The 15,170-nt window shown below is 45.7% G+C and carries 14 protein-coding genes, 1 tRNA gene and 1 pseudogene; 11 read left to right on the plus strand and 5 right to left on the minus strand.

The window, feature by feature from the left end; all coding sequences use genetic code 11:
• Positions 1–2: 2 nt before the first annotated feature.
• Positions 3–1,973: a PTS fructose transporter subunit IIABC gene (locus Q9R46_RS05180; protein WP_311279199.1), complete on the plus strand. Its 1,971-nt coding sequence runs from the start codon at positions 3–5 to the stop codon at positions 1,971–1,973.
• Between the two features lie 269 nt (positions 1,974–2,242).
• Positions 2,243–3,031, plus strand: coding sequence for a class I SAM-dependent methyltransferase (locus Q9R46_RS05185; RefSeq protein ID WP_311279200.1), 789 nt, complete (start codon positions 2,243–2,245; stop codon positions 3,029–3,031).
• A 134-nt stretch (positions 3,032–3,165) separates the two neighbouring features.
• On the opposite strand, the gene Q9R46_RS05190 is transcribed toward Q9R46_RS05185, so the two are convergent.
• Together Q9R46_RS05190 and Q9R46_RS05195 are read right to left on the minus strand one after the other, a co-directional pair.
• On the minus strand, positions 3,166–4,329 hold the full coding sequence (locus tag Q9R46_RS05190; RefSeq protein WP_311279201.1) for an oxalate decarboxylase family bicupin: 1,164 nt from the start codon (positions 4,327–4,329) through the stop codon (positions 3,166–3,168).
• Between the two features lie 203 nt (positions 4,330–4,532).
• Entirely contained in the window at positions 4,533–5,381 is an 849-nt protein-coding gene (locus tag Q9R46_RS05195) for an SDR family NAD(P)-dependent oxidoreductase (protein WP_311279202.1), read from the minus strand.
• A gap of 201 nt (positions 5,382–5,582) precedes the next feature.
• Here Q9R46_RS05195 and Q9R46_RS05200 point away from each other — a divergent pair, with 201 nt between their 5' ends.
• The 4 genes from Q9R46_RS05200 to Q9R46_RS05215 all read left to right on the plus strand — a co-directional run bounded on the left by Q9R46_RS05200 (position 5,583) and on the right by Q9R46_RS05215 (position 9,559).
• On the plus strand, positions 5,583–6,017 hold the full coding sequence (locus tag Q9R46_RS05200) for a MerR family transcriptional regulator (protein WP_260984495.1): 435 nt from the start codon (positions 5,583–5,585) through the stop codon (positions 6,015–6,017).
• A 46-nt stretch (positions 6,018–6,063) separates the two neighbouring features.
• Positions 6,064–6,966 (plus strand): LysR family transcriptional regulator, encoded by a 903-nt coding sequence (locus Q9R46_RS05205; protein WP_145412589.1) that lies wholly within the window; start codon positions 6,064–6,066, stop codon positions 6,964–6,966.
• A gap of 70 nt (positions 6,967–7,036) precedes the next feature.
• Complete coding sequence (locus tag Q9R46_RS05210; RefSeq protein ID WP_145329275.1) at positions 7,037–7,771, plus strand: spermidine synthase; 735 nt, start codon at positions 7,037–7,039, stop codon at positions 7,769–7,771.
• 165 nt (positions 7,772–7,936) lie between these two features.
• Positions 7,937–9,559 carry a sensor domain-containing diguanylate cyclase gene (locus tag Q9R46_RS05215; RefSeq protein ID WP_311279203.1) on the plus strand — a complete coding sequence of 541 codons (1,623 nt, stop codon included), beginning with the start codon at positions 7,937–7,939 and terminating at the stop codon, positions 9,557–9,559.
• Positions 9,560–9,630: 71 nt separating this feature from the next.
• On the opposite strand, the gene Q9R46_RS05220 is transcribed toward Q9R46_RS05215, so the two are convergent.
• On the minus strand, positions 9,631–10,623 hold the full coding sequence (locus tag Q9R46_RS05220; protein ID WP_311279204.1) for a Gfo/Idh/MocA family protein: 993 nt from the start codon (positions 10,621–10,623) through the stop codon (positions 9,631–9,633).
• 222 nt (positions 10,624–10,845) lie between these two features.
• Between Q9R46_RS05220 and Q9R46_RS05225 the strand changes: the two genes are divergently transcribed.
• Positions 10,846–10,930, plus strand: a tRNA-Leu gene (locus tag Q9R46_RS05225).
• Between the two features lie 64 nt (positions 10,931–10,994).
• On the opposite strand, the gene Q9R46_RS05230 is transcribed toward Q9R46_RS05225, so the two are convergent.
• Together Q9R46_RS05230 and Q9R46_RS05235 are read right to left on the minus strand one after the other, a co-directional pair.
• Positions 10,995–11,186, minus strand: a complete 192-nt coding sequence (locus Q9R46_RS05230) for a hypothetical protein (RefSeq protein ID WP_145329281.1) — start codon at positions 11,184–11,186, stop codon at positions 10,995–10,997.
• A gap of 195 nt (positions 11,187–11,381) precedes the next feature.
• Positions 11,382–11,978 carry a helix-turn-helix domain-containing protein gene (locus Q9R46_RS05235; RefSeq protein WP_145329283.1) on the minus strand — a complete coding sequence of 199 codons (597 nt, stop codon included), beginning with the start codon at positions 11,976–11,978 and terminating at the stop codon, positions 11,382–11,384.
• 456 nt (positions 11,979–12,434) lie between these two features.
• On the opposite strand from Q9R46_RS05235, the pseudogene Q9R46_RS05240 reads away from it, so the two are divergent.
• From Q9R46_RS05240 to Q9R46_RS05255, 4 genes and pseudogenes are all read left to right on the plus strand, one after another.
• A pseudogene (locus tag Q9R46_RS05240) lies at positions 12,435–12,818 on the plus strand (phage holin family protein); the annotation flags it as partial.
• A gap of 315 nt (positions 12,819–13,133) precedes the next feature.
• Positions 13,134–13,421 carry a Dabb family protein gene (locus Q9R46_RS05245; RefSeq protein ID WP_123064255.1) on the plus strand — a complete coding sequence of 96 codons (288 nt, stop codon included), beginning with the start codon at positions 13,134–13,136 and terminating at the stop codon, positions 13,419–13,421.
• 174 nt (positions 13,422–13,595) lie between these two features.
• Complete coding sequence (locus tag Q9R46_RS05250) at positions 13,596–14,051, plus strand: DUF86 domain-containing protein (RefSeq protein WP_311279205.1); 456 nt, start codon at positions 13,596–13,598, stop codon at positions 14,049–14,051.
• Positions 14,052–14,068: 17 nt separating this feature from the next.
• Complete coding sequence (locus Q9R46_RS05255) at positions 14,069–14,989, plus strand: DUF4261 domain-containing protein (protein WP_311279206.1); 921 nt, start codon at positions 14,069–14,071, stop codon at positions 14,987–14,989.
• The last annotated feature ends 181 nt before the right edge of the window (positions 14,990–15,170 follow it).

Genomic DNA, 15,170 nt, shown 5'->3' on the forward strand with positions numbered 1-15,170 from the left:
AGATGAAAATCACTGACTTAATGATCCAGGAAACGATGATTATGGATCTGCAAGCAACAACCAAAGACGAGGTGATCGACGAACTGATTGCTAGTCTTAACCAGAGTGGACGTATTAATGATCCAGCGTTATTTAAAGAAATGATCTACAAAAGAGAAGCCGAGTCCAGCACTGGCATCGGCGGCGGTATTGCTATGCCACACGCAAAAACCAAAGCGGTCAATGAACCAACAGTCGTTTTTGCAAAAAGTAAACAGGGTTTGGACTTCGAAGCGTTGGATGACCAGCCTGCTCATATCTTCTTCATGATTGCAGCTCCAGAAGGCGCGGGCAATACGCATCTCCGCACATTAGCGGCTCTTTCAAGGTTGCTCGTTGACAGCGATTTCATCGCTGAGCTGATGAACACCAATACACCTCAAGAAGTTAGCGCTTTGTTTGATGCGAAGCAAGCGGAAGCTGCAGAGAAAGAAGCAATGAAAGAGAAAGCGAAACTAGAGAAAGAAGCACAAGCATCTTCGACTGAAAGTAGTGCTAACAACGTGAAAAACAACTCCGGTGTCATTGTTGGAAACGCAAATACAGAAGATTTCGTTGTTGCTGTTACAGCATGTCCAACAGGTATCGCTCATACATTTATGGCAGAGGATGCTTTGAAGAAAAAAGCCCAAGAAATGGGCATCAATATACGTGTTGAGACCAACGGTTCCGAAGGCGCACAAAACGTATTGACTGCCGACGAGATCGCTCGTGCCAAAGGTGTTATCATCGCTGCTGATAAAAATGTAGAGATGGCTCGTTTTGACGGTAAACCTGTGTTGCAAAGACCCGTAAGTGACGGTATTCGTAAATCCGAAGAACTGATCCGCAAGGCGGTTAACGGCGATGCACCGATTTATCGTAGCCAAGGTGGAAAAGCGAGCGATGAAGGTGCAGGCGATAGCAAGATAAGCGTGGGAAGCAAAATTTACAAAGATTTGATGAACGGGATTTCACACATGCTGCCATTCGTTGTCGGCGGAGGTATTCTGCTCGCCATCTCCTTCTTGTTTGAACAACTTGCAAGTCCTGACAATCCGATTGTACAATTGCTGCAAACGATTGGTGGAGGAACAGGTGCGTTCCACTTCCTGATTCCTGTACTTGCCGGATTTATCGCGATGAGTATCGGTGATCGTCCAGCACTGATGCCTGGTATGGTCGGTGGATTGATGGCAGTGAGCTCTAACGCCGGTTTCCTTGGCGGTCTGGCTGCCGGTTTCCTCGCGGGTTATGTTGTCATTGGTCTGCGTAAAGCATTGAAGGGTCTGCCAAAAGCCATTGACGGCTTGAAACCGATCCTGCTCTATCCAGTGCTTGGTTTGCTGATCGTTGGTACGATTGCTTATTACATTTTTGATCCGGTTTTCGGAGCTTTGAACACATGGCTTGTTGATGCACTTGGTAATCTGGGTACAGGTAACAAAGTATTGCTTGGCCTGTTGCTCGGCGGTATGATGGCGATTGATATGGGTGGTCCGTTTAACAAAGCGGCTTATACCTTTGCGATTGGTGTATTCACATCCAGCGGAAATACAGACGGTGCATGGATGGCGGCGGTTATGGCAGGCGGTATGGCTCCTCCGCTGGCGATTGCACTTGCAACAACGTTCTTCAAATCCAAATTCACGGAACAAGAACGCAAATCCGGTTTGACAAACTATGTGCTCGGTCTTTCGTTCATTACAGAAGGTGCAATTCCATTTGCAGCGGCTGACCCGCTTCGTGTACTGACCTCCTGTATTATTGGTTCTGCGGTAGCAGGTGGACTTACACAGCTGTGGAGCATTAACGTTCCAGCTCCCCATGGTGGTATTTTCGTAGCGGCACTGGCTAACCATGCATTGCTCTTCCTGCTTGCTGTTGCGATTGGCTCTGTCATCTCAGGTCTCATTCTGGGATTGTGGAAGAAATCACCTACACTGGTGAAATAATAAAATAGGTTAATGCAAGTTCAGGTGAACTTGCTGTACCCATGGTGAAACGATTATCAACTCCAGGCATCTCTCCACTGCATAATTTCGGTGGAGGGGTGCTTTTTTGTGTTTCTTGTTTCGTTAGGATAGGGGGTATGGTATGATGAATGTATATAATTAATGAAACTAAGTTTCACTAGATGGAACTTTAGAAATGAAGAAGTGACGGAAAGTAAAATCAAGCATATATCCGTAAGCTATGTCCAAGAGAAAGAGGAGGAATCAAAATGGAGAGGGATCAGATCAAAAATCAGATTCGGAAGCAATTTTCTCAGAATGCCGAGCATTATGTCACAAGTGCAATTCATGCACGAGGTGAGGACCTTGCGTTGCTCGTTGCATCATCTCAGGTGGCAGAACATATGAATGTGCTGGATATTGCAACGGGTGGAGGACATGTGGCGAATGCGCTTGCTCCGCTGGTAAGTCGCGTGACAGCCCTCGATCTGACTGAAGGGATGTTAGAGGTGGCTGCACGTTTTATCCAGAGCAATGGTCATGAAAATGTGGATTTTGTAACGGGAGATGCAGAGCATATACCTTTTCCGGACAACAGCTTTGAGTTGGTGACCTGCCGGATTGCAGCGCATCATTTTCCGGATGTATCCTCGTTTGCTTCTGAGGCTTATCGAGTAACCAAACCTGATGGCCGATTACTGTTCATTGACAATGTGGCTCCGGAGCAGGATGAACTCGATCACTTTTATAACGACATAGAGAAGTGGCGTGACCCAAGTCATGTTCGGGCATGGCGGAAAACAGAATGGATCGGACTTTTTGAACGTATGGGGTATCGGGTTGAAACGATGGTTTCTTTTGCAAAAAAATTTCATTTTGATGATTGGTGCACACGTGCATCCCTCTTTGGAGAAGGGCGGCTGGAGCTTGAAGCAAGATTGCTACATGCGACGGAAAAGGTGAGAAGTTATTTTAATATCGTGGAGAAAGAGCAGGGTGAAATTCTCAGCTTTGAAGGAGAAAGTGTGTATATCCAGGCAATCAAGCGCGGAGTGTGAGAGTGTAGGGAACGTTGCGAATACTAGAGAACGAAGAAAGACGAAGAGACAAAAAAAGCAGACCTCTTTTTCAAGGGTAAGTCTGCTTTTTTGTTACCCGAATTCGAAATGCACGGTACAGGCTCATGCTATTTTTATACGACAGGCCATTTCACTTTCCGCAATACATCCAGCAGTTCTGGAGGGGCATTCAGATTGTCTCGTACCAGATCGCGCGGTGTCAGAGCCATCCATTGATTCAGAGAAACATCCTCAAAACGGTCACTTCGGAATATTTCCAAAAACCATAATGTGTCTTTACCGGTATTTTGTATATAGTGGCCCATGGCAACGGGAACATACCCTACATCTCCAGCCCGGTAATCAAAGGTGCGTGCGTTCCCATTGCCACCAAAGACGGTCATTCGGCCTTCACCCGTCAAATAGTACTGCCATTCATCGGCATTGGGGTGCCAGTGTAACTCACGCATCGCTCCAGGTTTAATCTCGACTAGTGCTGCAGCGACTGTAGTGGAGATCGGGAAGTTGGTGGAATCGACGATGCGCACACTTCCTCCAGGTGTGATTAAAGGTTCCTGTGCAAGCAAACGATAGGTAAACGGAAGAGGAACCGTTCCGTAGGGGGAGCGAACGCGCTGGCTTTCAAGTGAACCGGGTACATCATCTTGAAAAATATAAACCTGTTCCTTGGGCATCGATTGAAAGGCTGATTCAGGAACGCCAAAATTCAAGGATAATACCTCTGGTGGCGTATGGGCAAACCAGTCTGAGATGGATAATGTATTTAGATCAGAGAAGCTCCCATCATCAAATACCAATAAAAATTCACACCCGTTCTCCAACCCTTGAATCGAATGAGGAAGTCCTTTTGGGAAAAACCAAAGATCACCAGGACCCACATCAGCGATAAAGTTCCGCCCGTTCTGATCCACAGAAGTGATGCGGGCTGTACCCCAGATCATATAGGCCCATTCCGATTGCTGATGCCAGTGCAGTTCGCGGACGCCGCCCGGAGTCAGGCTCATATTCACTCCGGCGAGCGTCGTGGCAACAGGCAGATCACGCACCGTAATTTCACGTGACCAGCCGCCGTGATTGAGCTGCATGTGGGTGTCAGAGAAGGACATCCTGAGGTTAGGTAACAAGCCATTGTCTGTCTTAGGGGGAACAAGCATATCGGGATTTTGCCTGTCTCTTAATACATCTCTTGGTCCATAATCCGGGCCGCCTGCACCGTCGCTTCGAATAGGCTGGGGGATAATAAACGGCTGAGCACTGGGCTGTTTTTCTTTACTCATCCTGATGTCTCCTTCCGAATATCTGCCGCGATCCGTTTCATGCGGTCTTCTCACTATGTTTACACCTATGAAAGCAGGCTTGGAAAATATGAAGGACAAAGATAAAAAGACCTGACCGTAGTGGTCAAGTCCAGGACCTGAAGATTAGCATTTTAAAGCTCAAGAAGAGGTACAGTTATCTCAGAGAAATCTCTAGCTGGAAATTAGTCCAGATAGTTTTGCTCATAGATCTCATGCACGCGTTGAAGTACAGCAGAGCCCTGCTCCTGAAAACGAAGTCGTGCTGCCTTATTGTTAACCAGAAACGAACCGGAATCATGCTTCACGTTCCCGAGTACAGCGTCATGAAGCAGTGATGCGCCGCGACTTGGATGAGAAAAGAATAACTTCATAACAGGTTTGATATAGAAGGGCAAACCGGATGTTTTGTCGTTTTTTAGCGTATTGTTTCCACCCGGATCAACACTAAGAAGTCGAATATTATCCACCATAGCACTAGATGCAGCCTCGGCTGTCCATAATGAGAGGGCAAGCTTGGACGCAGCGTAAGGACCAAACAGCTTTTTGAACGAGGCTGGCCGCTCCAGCGTACCCAGGTCGAACGTCCTCATCGTACGAAAAGCAGTTGTGGAGGTGTTCACAACGGTTTTCATCGTCCCTTGGCGGAGCAGATCATAAAGCTCCTGGTAGATGATATAAGGAACCACCGTCTGAAGCTCAAAATGCAGCTCACGCCCCTGATCGGAGTATTGAAGGGTAGATGTGCTTCCGCCCGCATTGTTGAACAGAACGTCGATTCTATCCGTCTGAGACCGAATCTGCTCCATTGCAGAGTGGAGGCTGGCATAATTCGTGAGGTTGGCTTGAACAGAGCGCAGTTGACCTGAGATTAATGCGGATTGGATGAAGCTATCATCTGCTGGAAACGGGGAGCGGTTAAGACCGATAATCTCCCATTGATTTGTTAGAAGCTGTCGTGTAAGCTCCAGGCCGATTCCTGAAGTGGAGCCTGTTATTACGGCAGTGCGAAGCGGGTTAGCATGGGTCATCATGAAGACCTCCTCATGTATTCGTGTAATTTCAGAAACAATCGGCGTGCAATACATAGAACAGTAATTTCGCCGATGAATCTGCAGGAGAGCTCATTCTACAATTTGGAGTCGGCTCCAAGTCAAGAGGGATATTTCAGGCTTGACTTGGAGCCAGCTCCAAGTTATATGATAGAGAGAAGTATGGGTATGGGAGGGCTAATGATGAGTGAGCAAAGTACGTTCTCCATTCATGAAACATCAGAGCGGTCGGGGTTATCCAAAGATACCATTCGTTATTATGAGAAGATTGGTCTACTCCCCCGTGCGGAGCGTAAAGCAAGTAGCCACAGGGTCTATTCGGAACAGGACATCCAGACGATGAGTCTAATTACTTGTCTGAAGAAAACAGGCATGTCGCTTGAGGATATGAAGCCATTTCTGCAGATGTCGCTGGAGTCGGATTTGAACGATTTTCCGGAGGAACGGGAGATGCTGGTCAATTATCAGAAAAAAGTAGAAGATCAGATCGCCTCGCTGCAACAGGTCGTTGATTTCATTCAGGATAAGCTGGAGCAACGTAGTATGTTTCCTGAACGTTGTTCGCTGGAAGCAGAGAATCTAGTGACAGGGATCGCCCAAAAGAAAACTTTCTCTTGATGGAATATACGATGTACAAAGGGATATCGAAAAAAGGAGTCAAGTCATGACATTACAACAACTTAAATATGTAATCGAGGTTGCCACACACGGATCGATGAACGAAGCAGCCAAACGGTTGTTTATCTCCCAGCCGAGTTTATCAAACGCGATTCGCGATCTGGAACAGGAGCTTCGTATTACCATTTTTGAACGTACGAATAAAGGCATTACTCTTTCCAAAGAAGGGGTGGAGTTTCTAAGTTATGCTCGTCAGGTCGTTGAACAGGCCGAACTGTTGGAGAATCGCTATCTGAATGCGAAGCCGTCTCCGCAACACTTTTCGGTATCCACACAGCACTATGCTTTTGCGGTGAATGCCTTTGTAAAGCTTGTTCAGCAGTACGGTCATGATGAGTATGAGCTTGCACTGCGCGAAACCAAAACGTATGAGATCATTCAGGATGTAAAAAGTCTTCGGAGTGAGATTGGCATTCTCTATCTGAACGAATTCAACGCCAAAGTCATCAATAAATTATTAAAGGATGCCGGACTTGTGTTTACAAGTCTGTTTACAGCGAAACCGCATATTTTCATCAGTGTGAACAATCCGCTTGCGAAGCAGGAGTCCGTGGCTATTGAACAGCTTCAGGATTACCCTTACCTGTCCTTTGACCAGGGAGAGTATAATTCTTTTCATTTTTCCGAAGAAATTCTGAGTACGTTATCTCATCCGAAAAGCATCCAGGTGAACGACCGGGCAACTTTATTTAATCTGCTTATCGGTCTGAACGGGTATACGATATCGACTGGAGTGCTCAGCGCCGATCTGAACGGCAACGAGATCATTCCGGTTCCGCTCGAATGTGAAGAGTCCATCAATGTCGGGTGGATTTGTCATAAAAGCACGTCACTTTCCAATCTCGGCGTGGCTTATGTGCAGGCATTACACGAAGCGATTGGTTTGTAATATTGATTTCATCGTTTCTTTGTAATATGGATTTCATAGGTTCAAAGGTTCACCCGAAGGGAGCAGGAAGTTGAGAGTATTATACCGGAATAAAAGTGAGCAGCATGAGTTGACTGTGTACGAGACAAAAAGGCTTTACGGGGAAAAGGGACACTTTCGCGTATTGCAATTCTCCAATGATGCCGTGCAGGGGGCGATCGATGTAGAGCAACCTTCCAGAATTGTTCTAGAGTACCCGCGGGCTATGCTACATCTGATGGAACGAAATAACCGGCATTACAATCGCGTATTCGTCGTGGGGCAGGGTATTGGCACAATCCCTTCTTATTTGTCTGATCGACAAGTTAAGGTAGCGGAGCTGGATGCGGAGGTTGCGGAAATTAGCCAGCAATTTTTTGGTTATAAAGGTTCGCCGGTGCTGATTGGTGATGGTCGGGAACTGTTGGAACGGGAACAGGCTGGGACGTATGATTATATTGTTATTGATGCATTTACGGCCGCAGGCACGCCGGAGCAGTTTACGAACCGTTCTTTTTTTAACATGGCAAAAGACAAACTGTATGCAGGCGGTGCTGTGCTGCTTAATGTGTTTGGACGTAGTGGTAACGATCAGCTTGTCAACGCAATCTACACAACGCTTGGAATAGAATTCCCTTATGTACGTGCCTTTGCACTTCCGGCTGAGCCAAATGACGTTCAGAATCGCATATTGATGGGAAGTCTTCGCCCAATTGATGTTCAGGTGCGGTATATGGCGGGCTTTGTTGAGCAAAACCTGGAAGAGGGTTATATCATTGAAGGATAACAAGAGGAAAAGGAGTCGCAATTTTTCCCGGATGCATTATTTTGTCATAAATTCGTCAATCCTATAAATTCAAAGTTAATATACGTCATTTCTTCATTGTTTCTTAACAACTTTATTATATGATGATGTAGGTATGCTTTTTTATGAAAATCCGGGGGAAGCAAAATGATTGCAAATAAAAAAAAATCCAGATTGCGCAGAAAAGTAAAGAAGTTCAAAAAAGTCAGCCTTACCGCATTACTTGGTGGATTCGTTACAATCTCCGTATTAATGACGCTAACAATTATGGTGATTACCTCGTATACCACCCAGAAACAATCTCTTATTAACAATACTCTTTCGGTTAACTATGCGAGTGCTGTACAGATGAGTCAAACGTTAAATTCCTTATTTGAATCCATGAAAAAAAGCTTAAAGTATGGGGCCGCACATTTTAAAAATGTCGATTTCAATGATAAGGAGAAACTGAACACTACGCTGGATCTCATTCATAATAGCAGTGATTATTTTAACGCTGTAGTCTTGGCAGACCAGATGGGGCTTGTGCTGTCGAGGTCGCCGTATTCTCAGGCCAGTATTGGTACACATGTGAGCTCCGAGGCGGCCAAAGCGGCGATCAAATCCAAAGCCTCATACATATCAGATGCTTACGTGACACCGCGAACGAATCGTAGAATTGTTTTTCTCAGTGAACCAATTGTTGATCCAATGGGGAAATACAAAGGCATGATTAGTGGGAGTATCTATTTGCAGGAAAATAATATACTCGATTTGTCGTTTGGGAGTCAACTTAAAACCGACAACGGTACATACTTTTTTATAGTTGACCACAAGGGAACGTTGCTTTTTCATCCCAACGTCAGCCGAATTGGCAGAGATATTAGGGCGAATACAGTGGTGCAGAAACTCATCAAAAATCAGACGGGACAAGAGCAATATACGAATTTGGATGGGGTTAATACGCTTGCCGGATATTACAAAGTTCCAGCAACCAACTGGGGAGTGGTTGTCGTATCTCCAACCCAAATCGTATATGATCAGTTAAACCGTCAGATCGGACTGTTGCTGTTATACATAGCTGTGCCCTTTATATTATTGACTCTAATTGTGTTAAGAGTTGCCCGGAAGCTGGTACATCCGTTTGTATTCTTGGCTGATCTTGTGCAACAAGTAGACAAAGGGCAGGTGGAGTTGCCTGTCGTGAAGCCGCATTGGAACAGGGAAGCCGATCTGCTTACTCGAGCGGTGCTTGGAGCTATGACAAGTTTCAGAAACAAGACAGATCAGTTGGTGTATGATGCAAGAACGGACGTATTAACTGGTTTGAACAATCGCAGAACCTTTGAGGAAGTGATTCAGGCATGGACTCATGATGAGAATCCATTTGCAATCATTGTTCTCGATATAGACCGCTTTAAGTTAATTAATGATACCTATGGTCATTCGACCGGGGATGAGGTTTTAAAACAGATTGCGAAGCTGATTCAGATGTCTGTACGGCCTGAGGATGTCTGTTTCCGGTTTGGCGGTGAAGAATTTGTTGTACTGTTGCGGAATTGCGATTCGAAGAAGGCATATGAGACGGCCGAACGCATTCGGATTTCAGTTGAAGAAAGTGTGCTGGTGGTCGATCGTACAGTTACGATATCTGCTGGCATTGCTGAGTTTCCGTTGCATTCCCGCACGGAATCGGAATTGTTTCATCTGGCAGATAATGCGCTCTATCTGGCCAAAGAAGAGGGCCGTAATCGAACCGTCATCATTCAGACGGTGGAAAAAGCAAAATAGTAGCACAGGAGAACAGAGAAACGGAAGAATACGAACAGACCCTTATGAACAGGGTCTGTTTCTGTTTGTTTTTATATGAAAGATGACAGGATTCGGTCACATAAAGCCATTGTGCTAACATTATCGCGGGCGCTTGAGAGTGGAACGGCCCCCGTCTGGCAACAGGTCATAAAGTGTCTCATTTCACCTACAAAGCCACGCAGATAAAGATCTCTATAGGCACCAGACATTGGCGTGCCGGAAGGGGTGTATACTGAATCGTGTTCTTCAAGAGACTTCCATGGAAGAAGATCTCCTTTATGAGATTCATGTATTGTAAGTTTGGTGATCTCATCGGCTAGAGCGAATCCGTGCTCAAAAGTAACCAGCACACTTTCGCTTTCGCGTGACCATGCACTCATTCCTGTAAAGTAGGCATTGCCGATGACACCTTCATCAAAAATCAAGGAAATACTCTGGTTAATATGTTTTCCATCTCTTACAGTCGTTCCTGTTACTTGCGTAGCTTCGCCAAACAAATAACGCATGAGATCCACCATATGTATGGCAGCAAGTTTCATAAACTGTTCTTCATTTTCACAAAAGGGCGTGCTATCTACGGCAAATTTCATCTGGAACGAGCGCACTTTACCGAGTGTTCTCTCATCAATCAATGCCTTGAGTTTCCGATAGATCGGGGCATAACGTTTCATAAAACCGACCATGACCACAACATCAGCCTGATCTGCTGCTTGGGCCACCTTAGCGGCTTCTTCTGCTGTCCAGCCAAGTGGTTTGTCCACATAGACATGTTTACCTGCCTCAATGCATTCCAGAACAAGTTTGGTTTGATCGACTGGCTGAGCAACGACGACGACTCCGTCACAGGTTTCCTGCTCCAGCATCTGGCTGGCATGATCATAGGCTTGACCTGAACTGCCAAAGCGAAGCAGGGTCGCCCTAGAACGTTCGAGACTCCTTGTAGCCACAGCCTGAATGGATGCACCCGCTTCGATCGCTGCAGGGTAAATATTCGTGGAGGCGTGGAATCCGGCTCCGATAAAACATAGTTTTGAATTCAGCAAATGAAAGTCCCCTTCATTGGTATAGGTGCTTTATGTCATTATAAAATTACTATTGATAAACATAGGCGGTTTGAATTCGTGAGGAAAGGACATATGTCCTTCTAAGGGATTAAAAAAGTTGTTGCAATATAAAAATGTAACATGTATACTCTGAATTACGGTAAAACAAGGAATTGCTTCGCCGGATATACTTTTCATCGATGATGAAGAGATACATAATATGCGGTCGTGGCGGAATTGGCAGACGCGCACGGTTCAGGTCCGTGTGGGCTAACCCCCCGTGGAGGTTCGAGTCCTCTCGACCGCATAACAAAAGGTTTGTATGTTTCCCGATTGGGAAATGTACAAACCTTTTTTCGTTTGCTTTTTCCTTAATGCTCCTGAATCCGATTATACCAAATTTTACTGGTCAGCAGACCTGAGAGGATGCCGGCTAAACCGAATAGAGCAACACTGAGCATTAATTGAACGGGCGAGAAACGAAACAAAAACGCAATTCCACTACCAAAGGTGGTTCCAGCGAGAAAACCCAAGGCGACCCCCAGATGTTTGAATGACTTCATTGTATTCACCTGCTTCTAAAGTAGAGTATGGAGTGGTTCATTTTTGTAATGCAATGATCAATCCGCTCGGTTGCACAGTTTCATTTTGTGGTCTTTTCAGGAAAATTATGCATCGTTCATCGTGTGGGGCGTATCCAACTAAAATAGGCTCTGGCCCCCAGGAGAGGGCGCAGAGCCTTTTGGCTGTTCGCTGTTCTAGTGATTACGACGATCTTTAAGAATGACATCTGCGAACAGAATAGTTTTCGGGATGCGGAAAAATTGTTCCGCTTGTTCCTGAAACGCGGCAGAAGGCAGCGTCCCCTGATGCAGCCATTTGCGGAAAGTGCCGGGATGAACCCCGATCCAGTGGCTGACATCTGTCACCGACAAATCATGGACCATACACAGGCCTGTCAAAATACGGTTACTCACTGGAGAGCGGGTTACCGTTCGCTTCATAAAGCGGGAAGGCTCAGGTTGACAGATGACAGGACTATTGCGCACGACCTCTTCATTAAAAAGGATATGTCGCGGGTAGCCAAGCAACTGACAAGTTTTGTCCAGATTGGTACTGCCGGGTATTCGCCCTTCATACACCCACGCGCTTACACTGCGTGAGGAGATTGAGAGGTCTTCAGCGAGCTGAGACAACTTAATATCATTGGCCATCAGCACGGCAAGAAGAACACGATTGCGGATTTGACAGCGTGTCGGTTTGCGGAACCGTTTAACACGGACACCTTTTCCCAAATATTTACGGTTGATCAGAGACCACGCCTGGATGGAATGTTGTTCTGGTTGATTAGGCATATTTCCTCCGATTTTTTTAACCAAATACTACAATAAATAATGGGGTATTTTCAAGTGCCGCATTTACTGGTTTGAAAACCGCTTGTGCGTCATTCTACATGAAAGAGGGAACTACGAACTAGACCTCTTGCGAAACACATCCTAGTATATTCCTAGATTACAATGATTCACTAAAAAAGATGGAATGAATTGTACTAGATTACAAATTAATTAGTTCTAATTACCTATTTATAGGTCTTTAGAACTTTTGTGTTGTTTTTGTTGATTTCATGCTGTTTTCCCCCTGAACTTCTACTATATTTGTGAATCTGCTTTTGGTATTCAAACGAAAAATGTGCACAAATCTGAAACGATAAATCCGCATGTTCAGCAAGACAGATGAACGGTCACAATCTCTCATTCTCACATATATTGTAGGGTGCTCAAACAACAAAGAACAAGGGAGAGGTGAGGAACGTGAGCCCAGCGGTGAGTTCGGTTACTGCGATTTCGGGAGCGGTTGTGACGTTCGCTTTTGGCGGGTGGGATCAGTTGCTTAGTCTGCTTGCGATCGCTATGGCTATTGATTATGTTACGGGTCTGGCGGCGGCTGTGAGAACGGGAACGGGATTGAACAGTAATATTGGCTTCTGGGGACTTGCACGAAAAGGGCTAATGCTGACCGTTGTTCTGCTTGCTCACCGTATTGATCTGATTATGGGGACCGATATTATTAAGGGAGGAGCTATTTATTTTTACTTGGTTAATGAATTGATCTCAATCACAGAGAATTATGCCAAAATTGGATTACCTTTACCTGCCAAGCTCAGACAGGCTATCGCGGTACTTAAGAAACAGGAGGAACAGAGCAGTCTGCCTGACCGGGAATGGAGCTTGCCTCGACAAACTTCCGCCAGCTCGTCTCCAGTGAAAGAAGACGTTCAAGAAAAAGAAGAAGATATCCAAACTGTACTAGGTGAGGAGAAGAGGGCTAATAAGGGAGTATCTTCGGATCGGCAGTCGGAAGCAACCAAAGATTAAGTCTCAGGTTCATTACCATTGTTCAGGAAACGCATACAAGCATCCTTTCGTAATAGACGGTGATATGATATATTTTGGATACACGAAACATTGCTAATAGTTCTACTCATTAATTCAAACGAGGTGTTTAACCAGATGATTAAGCATATTGTCCTGTTCAAAATGAAAGATCGTTCTGCAGAAAGTATTGAGGCCGCTGCACAGGTTCTTCGTAATCTGGAAGGTAAAATTGATGTTCTCATGTCGCTTGAGGTGGGTATCGATGTCTTGCGCTCGGACAGATCGTTCGACATTTCACTGACGGCAGAATTTGCTTCGCTGGAAGATCTTCAGGCGTATCAGGTTCACCCGCTCCATCAGGATGTCATCAAGTATATGAACGAAGTCAGAGAACAATCCATTGCTGTTGACTATGTGATCTAAGGTTTTACACATTCTATTCTGGATTTGAAGGGGAATCTTCATGAGCGATTTAAGAGACGTTATGGAATTTTTATATATTTTTGTTGTGTTTCTGATCGCTTGCCCTGTCATGATCTTCTGGCTTAAGCGCAGAGGGAAACGAAACCGATAAATCACTGAACGGGAAGTGAATGAATGTATTATGTGAATAGGGAGCAGATCGCTCGCCGACTTGACGCGATACCGGAAGTTGCTGAAGGGCTTCGGCAGGTAGTACAGGCCTGGGATGGTGGTCTGGTATTGGGGATGGTGCAAGAACGATGTCTGCATCTTGCCGTTGAGATCGTGACTGATGTGGGCAGTTATCTCATTGATGGTTTCATTATGAGAGACGCAAGCAGTTACGATGATATTATCCAGATTAATTATGAAGAGCACGTATTTGATGAATCAACGTACGGGGTTTTGCGTCAGCTTGTTACGTTACGTAAACCGCTTGTGCAAGATTATTACAGTTGGCAACGAACTGTGTTGAATCCACTTAGTGCAGCCTTGCCGGATGTACTTGAATATTTCTCCGGCCAGGTAAGCGCTTATGTGGAAAAAGAACTTGGACCTTTCCAGGGAAATGAAGGCCAAGTGACAGAGTAAGGAATGAGGGAAGTTGTATGGAGAAAGATTCGAAAGGGACAGATCAAGGGAAGCGCGAAAGCGATGAGATGTCATCAGGTTTTCACCCCGTGTATATGGTGGAGTTCCTGTTTAATGCAAAGCCGGATGTGAATCGGTCTGTTTTACAGGAGGCACTCACCAATCGGACGGGGCAAGGGAGACTCGATGTAAAGCAGGGGGAAAAGGAACAGGAAACACAGGAAACACAGGAAACACAGGAGATGCTGGTGTTTTACCATATGGCACATAAAGTGGCATTCCAGGAAGGCAGTATTCCTGCTCAAACTTGTTTCCTGCCCGTACATGAGATTGTTGAGCGTACGCGTTTTGCAGGGGCTTTGCAGCAAGCTTGGCATTGGCCTGAAGCGGGACAAGCTGTAGCTTCTGCCCGGTATTCGCTTCGGATTCATGATATGTTTACTGCGGCCATGCCGCGTAAACAGCGTCTGGGCTTGTTCCAGAAAACGGTGCTGGCTGTGTTGGACACACTGAATTGTGATGCTATTTACTGGTATGGCAGTGACAAACTGGTTGAACCTGAAGCTTATATTCAATCCCAGGAACGCGAGGAGCATCTCTACGCCGCAATGAATGTGCGGATGTATCAAGCGGGAGGCACAGAGCAACAGCGAGAACTGGTTATGGATACCGTGGGTTTATCTGCGCTTGGAGTACCTGATGTGCAATGTCACTTTACTGGACTTGACCCCGATACGGTGGCTCAGACACTGCTCGGTGCTGCGTATTACATATTTGATCAGGGAGATGTATTGCAGGATGGTCAGACCTTGGGCTCATCTGGAGGGCAGCGCTGGCGCTGTGAGCATCAGTTTGCTTTAATTGCTCCAGGGCGATACGTCGTAGATCTGAACCCGGGGGAAGAGCATGCTGTGCCCACGCCTCAGACAGTTCGGTAAAAAGGAATGAGGATGGGTATCTTAACCCAGAGCGGCATTTGTTCCGTTTTTTTTCAATCCGGAGTGTCAGGTCAAGCCCATCCTGCTTATAATGCATGAACAGAATAGGCATTGGCCCAGATGAACAGATCCTATCGTTGATTCATAAACCGGTGTCTAATCCAATGAAAAGGAGAGATGG

Source organism: Paenibacillus sp. RRE4 (assembly GCF_031844205.1).
GTDB classification, from domain to species: domain Bacteria; phylum Bacillota; class Bacilli; order Paenibacillales; family Paenibacillaceae; genus Paenibacillus; species Paenibacillus xylanexedens_B.

What these genes read in the sequence shown, in the direction of transcription:
- Q9R46_RS05180 (WP_311279199.1), top strand. Translation starts at nt 3, where the DNA reads ATGAAAATCACTGACTTAATGATCCAGGAAACGATGATTATGGATCTG.
- Q9R46_RS05185 (WP_311279200.1), top strand. Translation starts at nt 2,243, where the DNA reads ATGGAGAGGGATCAGATCAAAAATCAGATTCGGAAGCAATTTTCTCAG.
- Q9R46_RS05190 (WP_311279201.1), bottom strand. Translation starts at nt 4,329, where the DNA reads ATGAGTAAAGAAAAACAGCCCAGTGCTCAGCCGTTTATTATCCCCCAG.
- Q9R46_RS05195 (WP_311279202.1), bottom strand. Translation starts at nt 5,381, where the DNA reads ATGATGACCCATGCTAACCCGCTTCGCACTGCCGTAATAACAGGCTCC.
- Q9R46_RS05200 (WP_260984495.1), top strand. Translation starts at nt 5,583, where the DNA reads ATGAGTGAGCAAAGTACGTTCTCCATTCATGAAACATCAGAGCGGTCG.
- Q9R46_RS05205 (WP_145412589.1), top strand. Translation starts at nt 6,064, where the DNA reads ATGACATTACAACAACTTAAATATGTAATCGAGGTTGCCACACACGGA.
- Q9R46_RS05215 (WP_311279203.1), top strand. Translation starts at nt 7,937, where the DNA reads ATGATTGCAAATAAAAAAAAATCCAGATTGCGCAGAAAAGTAAAGAAG.
- Q9R46_RS05230 (WP_145329281.1), bottom strand. Translation starts at nt 11,186, where the DNA reads ATGAAGTCATTCAAACATCTGGGGGTCGCCTTGGGTTTTCTCGCTGGA.
- Q9R46_RS05235 (WP_145329283.1), bottom strand. Translation starts at nt 11,978, where the DNA reads ATGCCTAATCAACCAGAACAACATTCCATCCAGGCGTGGTCTCTGATC.
- Q9R46_RS05245 (WP_123064255.1), top strand. Translation starts at nt 13,134, where the DNA reads ATGATTAAGCATATTGTCCTGTTCAAAATGAAAGATCGTTCTGCAGAA.
- Q9R46_RS05250 (WP_311279205.1), top strand. Translation starts at nt 13,596, where the DNA reads ATGTATTATGTGAATAGGGAGCAGATCGCTCGCCGACTTGACGCGATA.
- Q9R46_RS05255 (WP_311279206.1), top strand. Translation starts at nt 14,069, where the DNA reads ATGGAGAAAGATTCGAAAGGGACAGATCAAGGGAAGCGCGAAAGCGAT.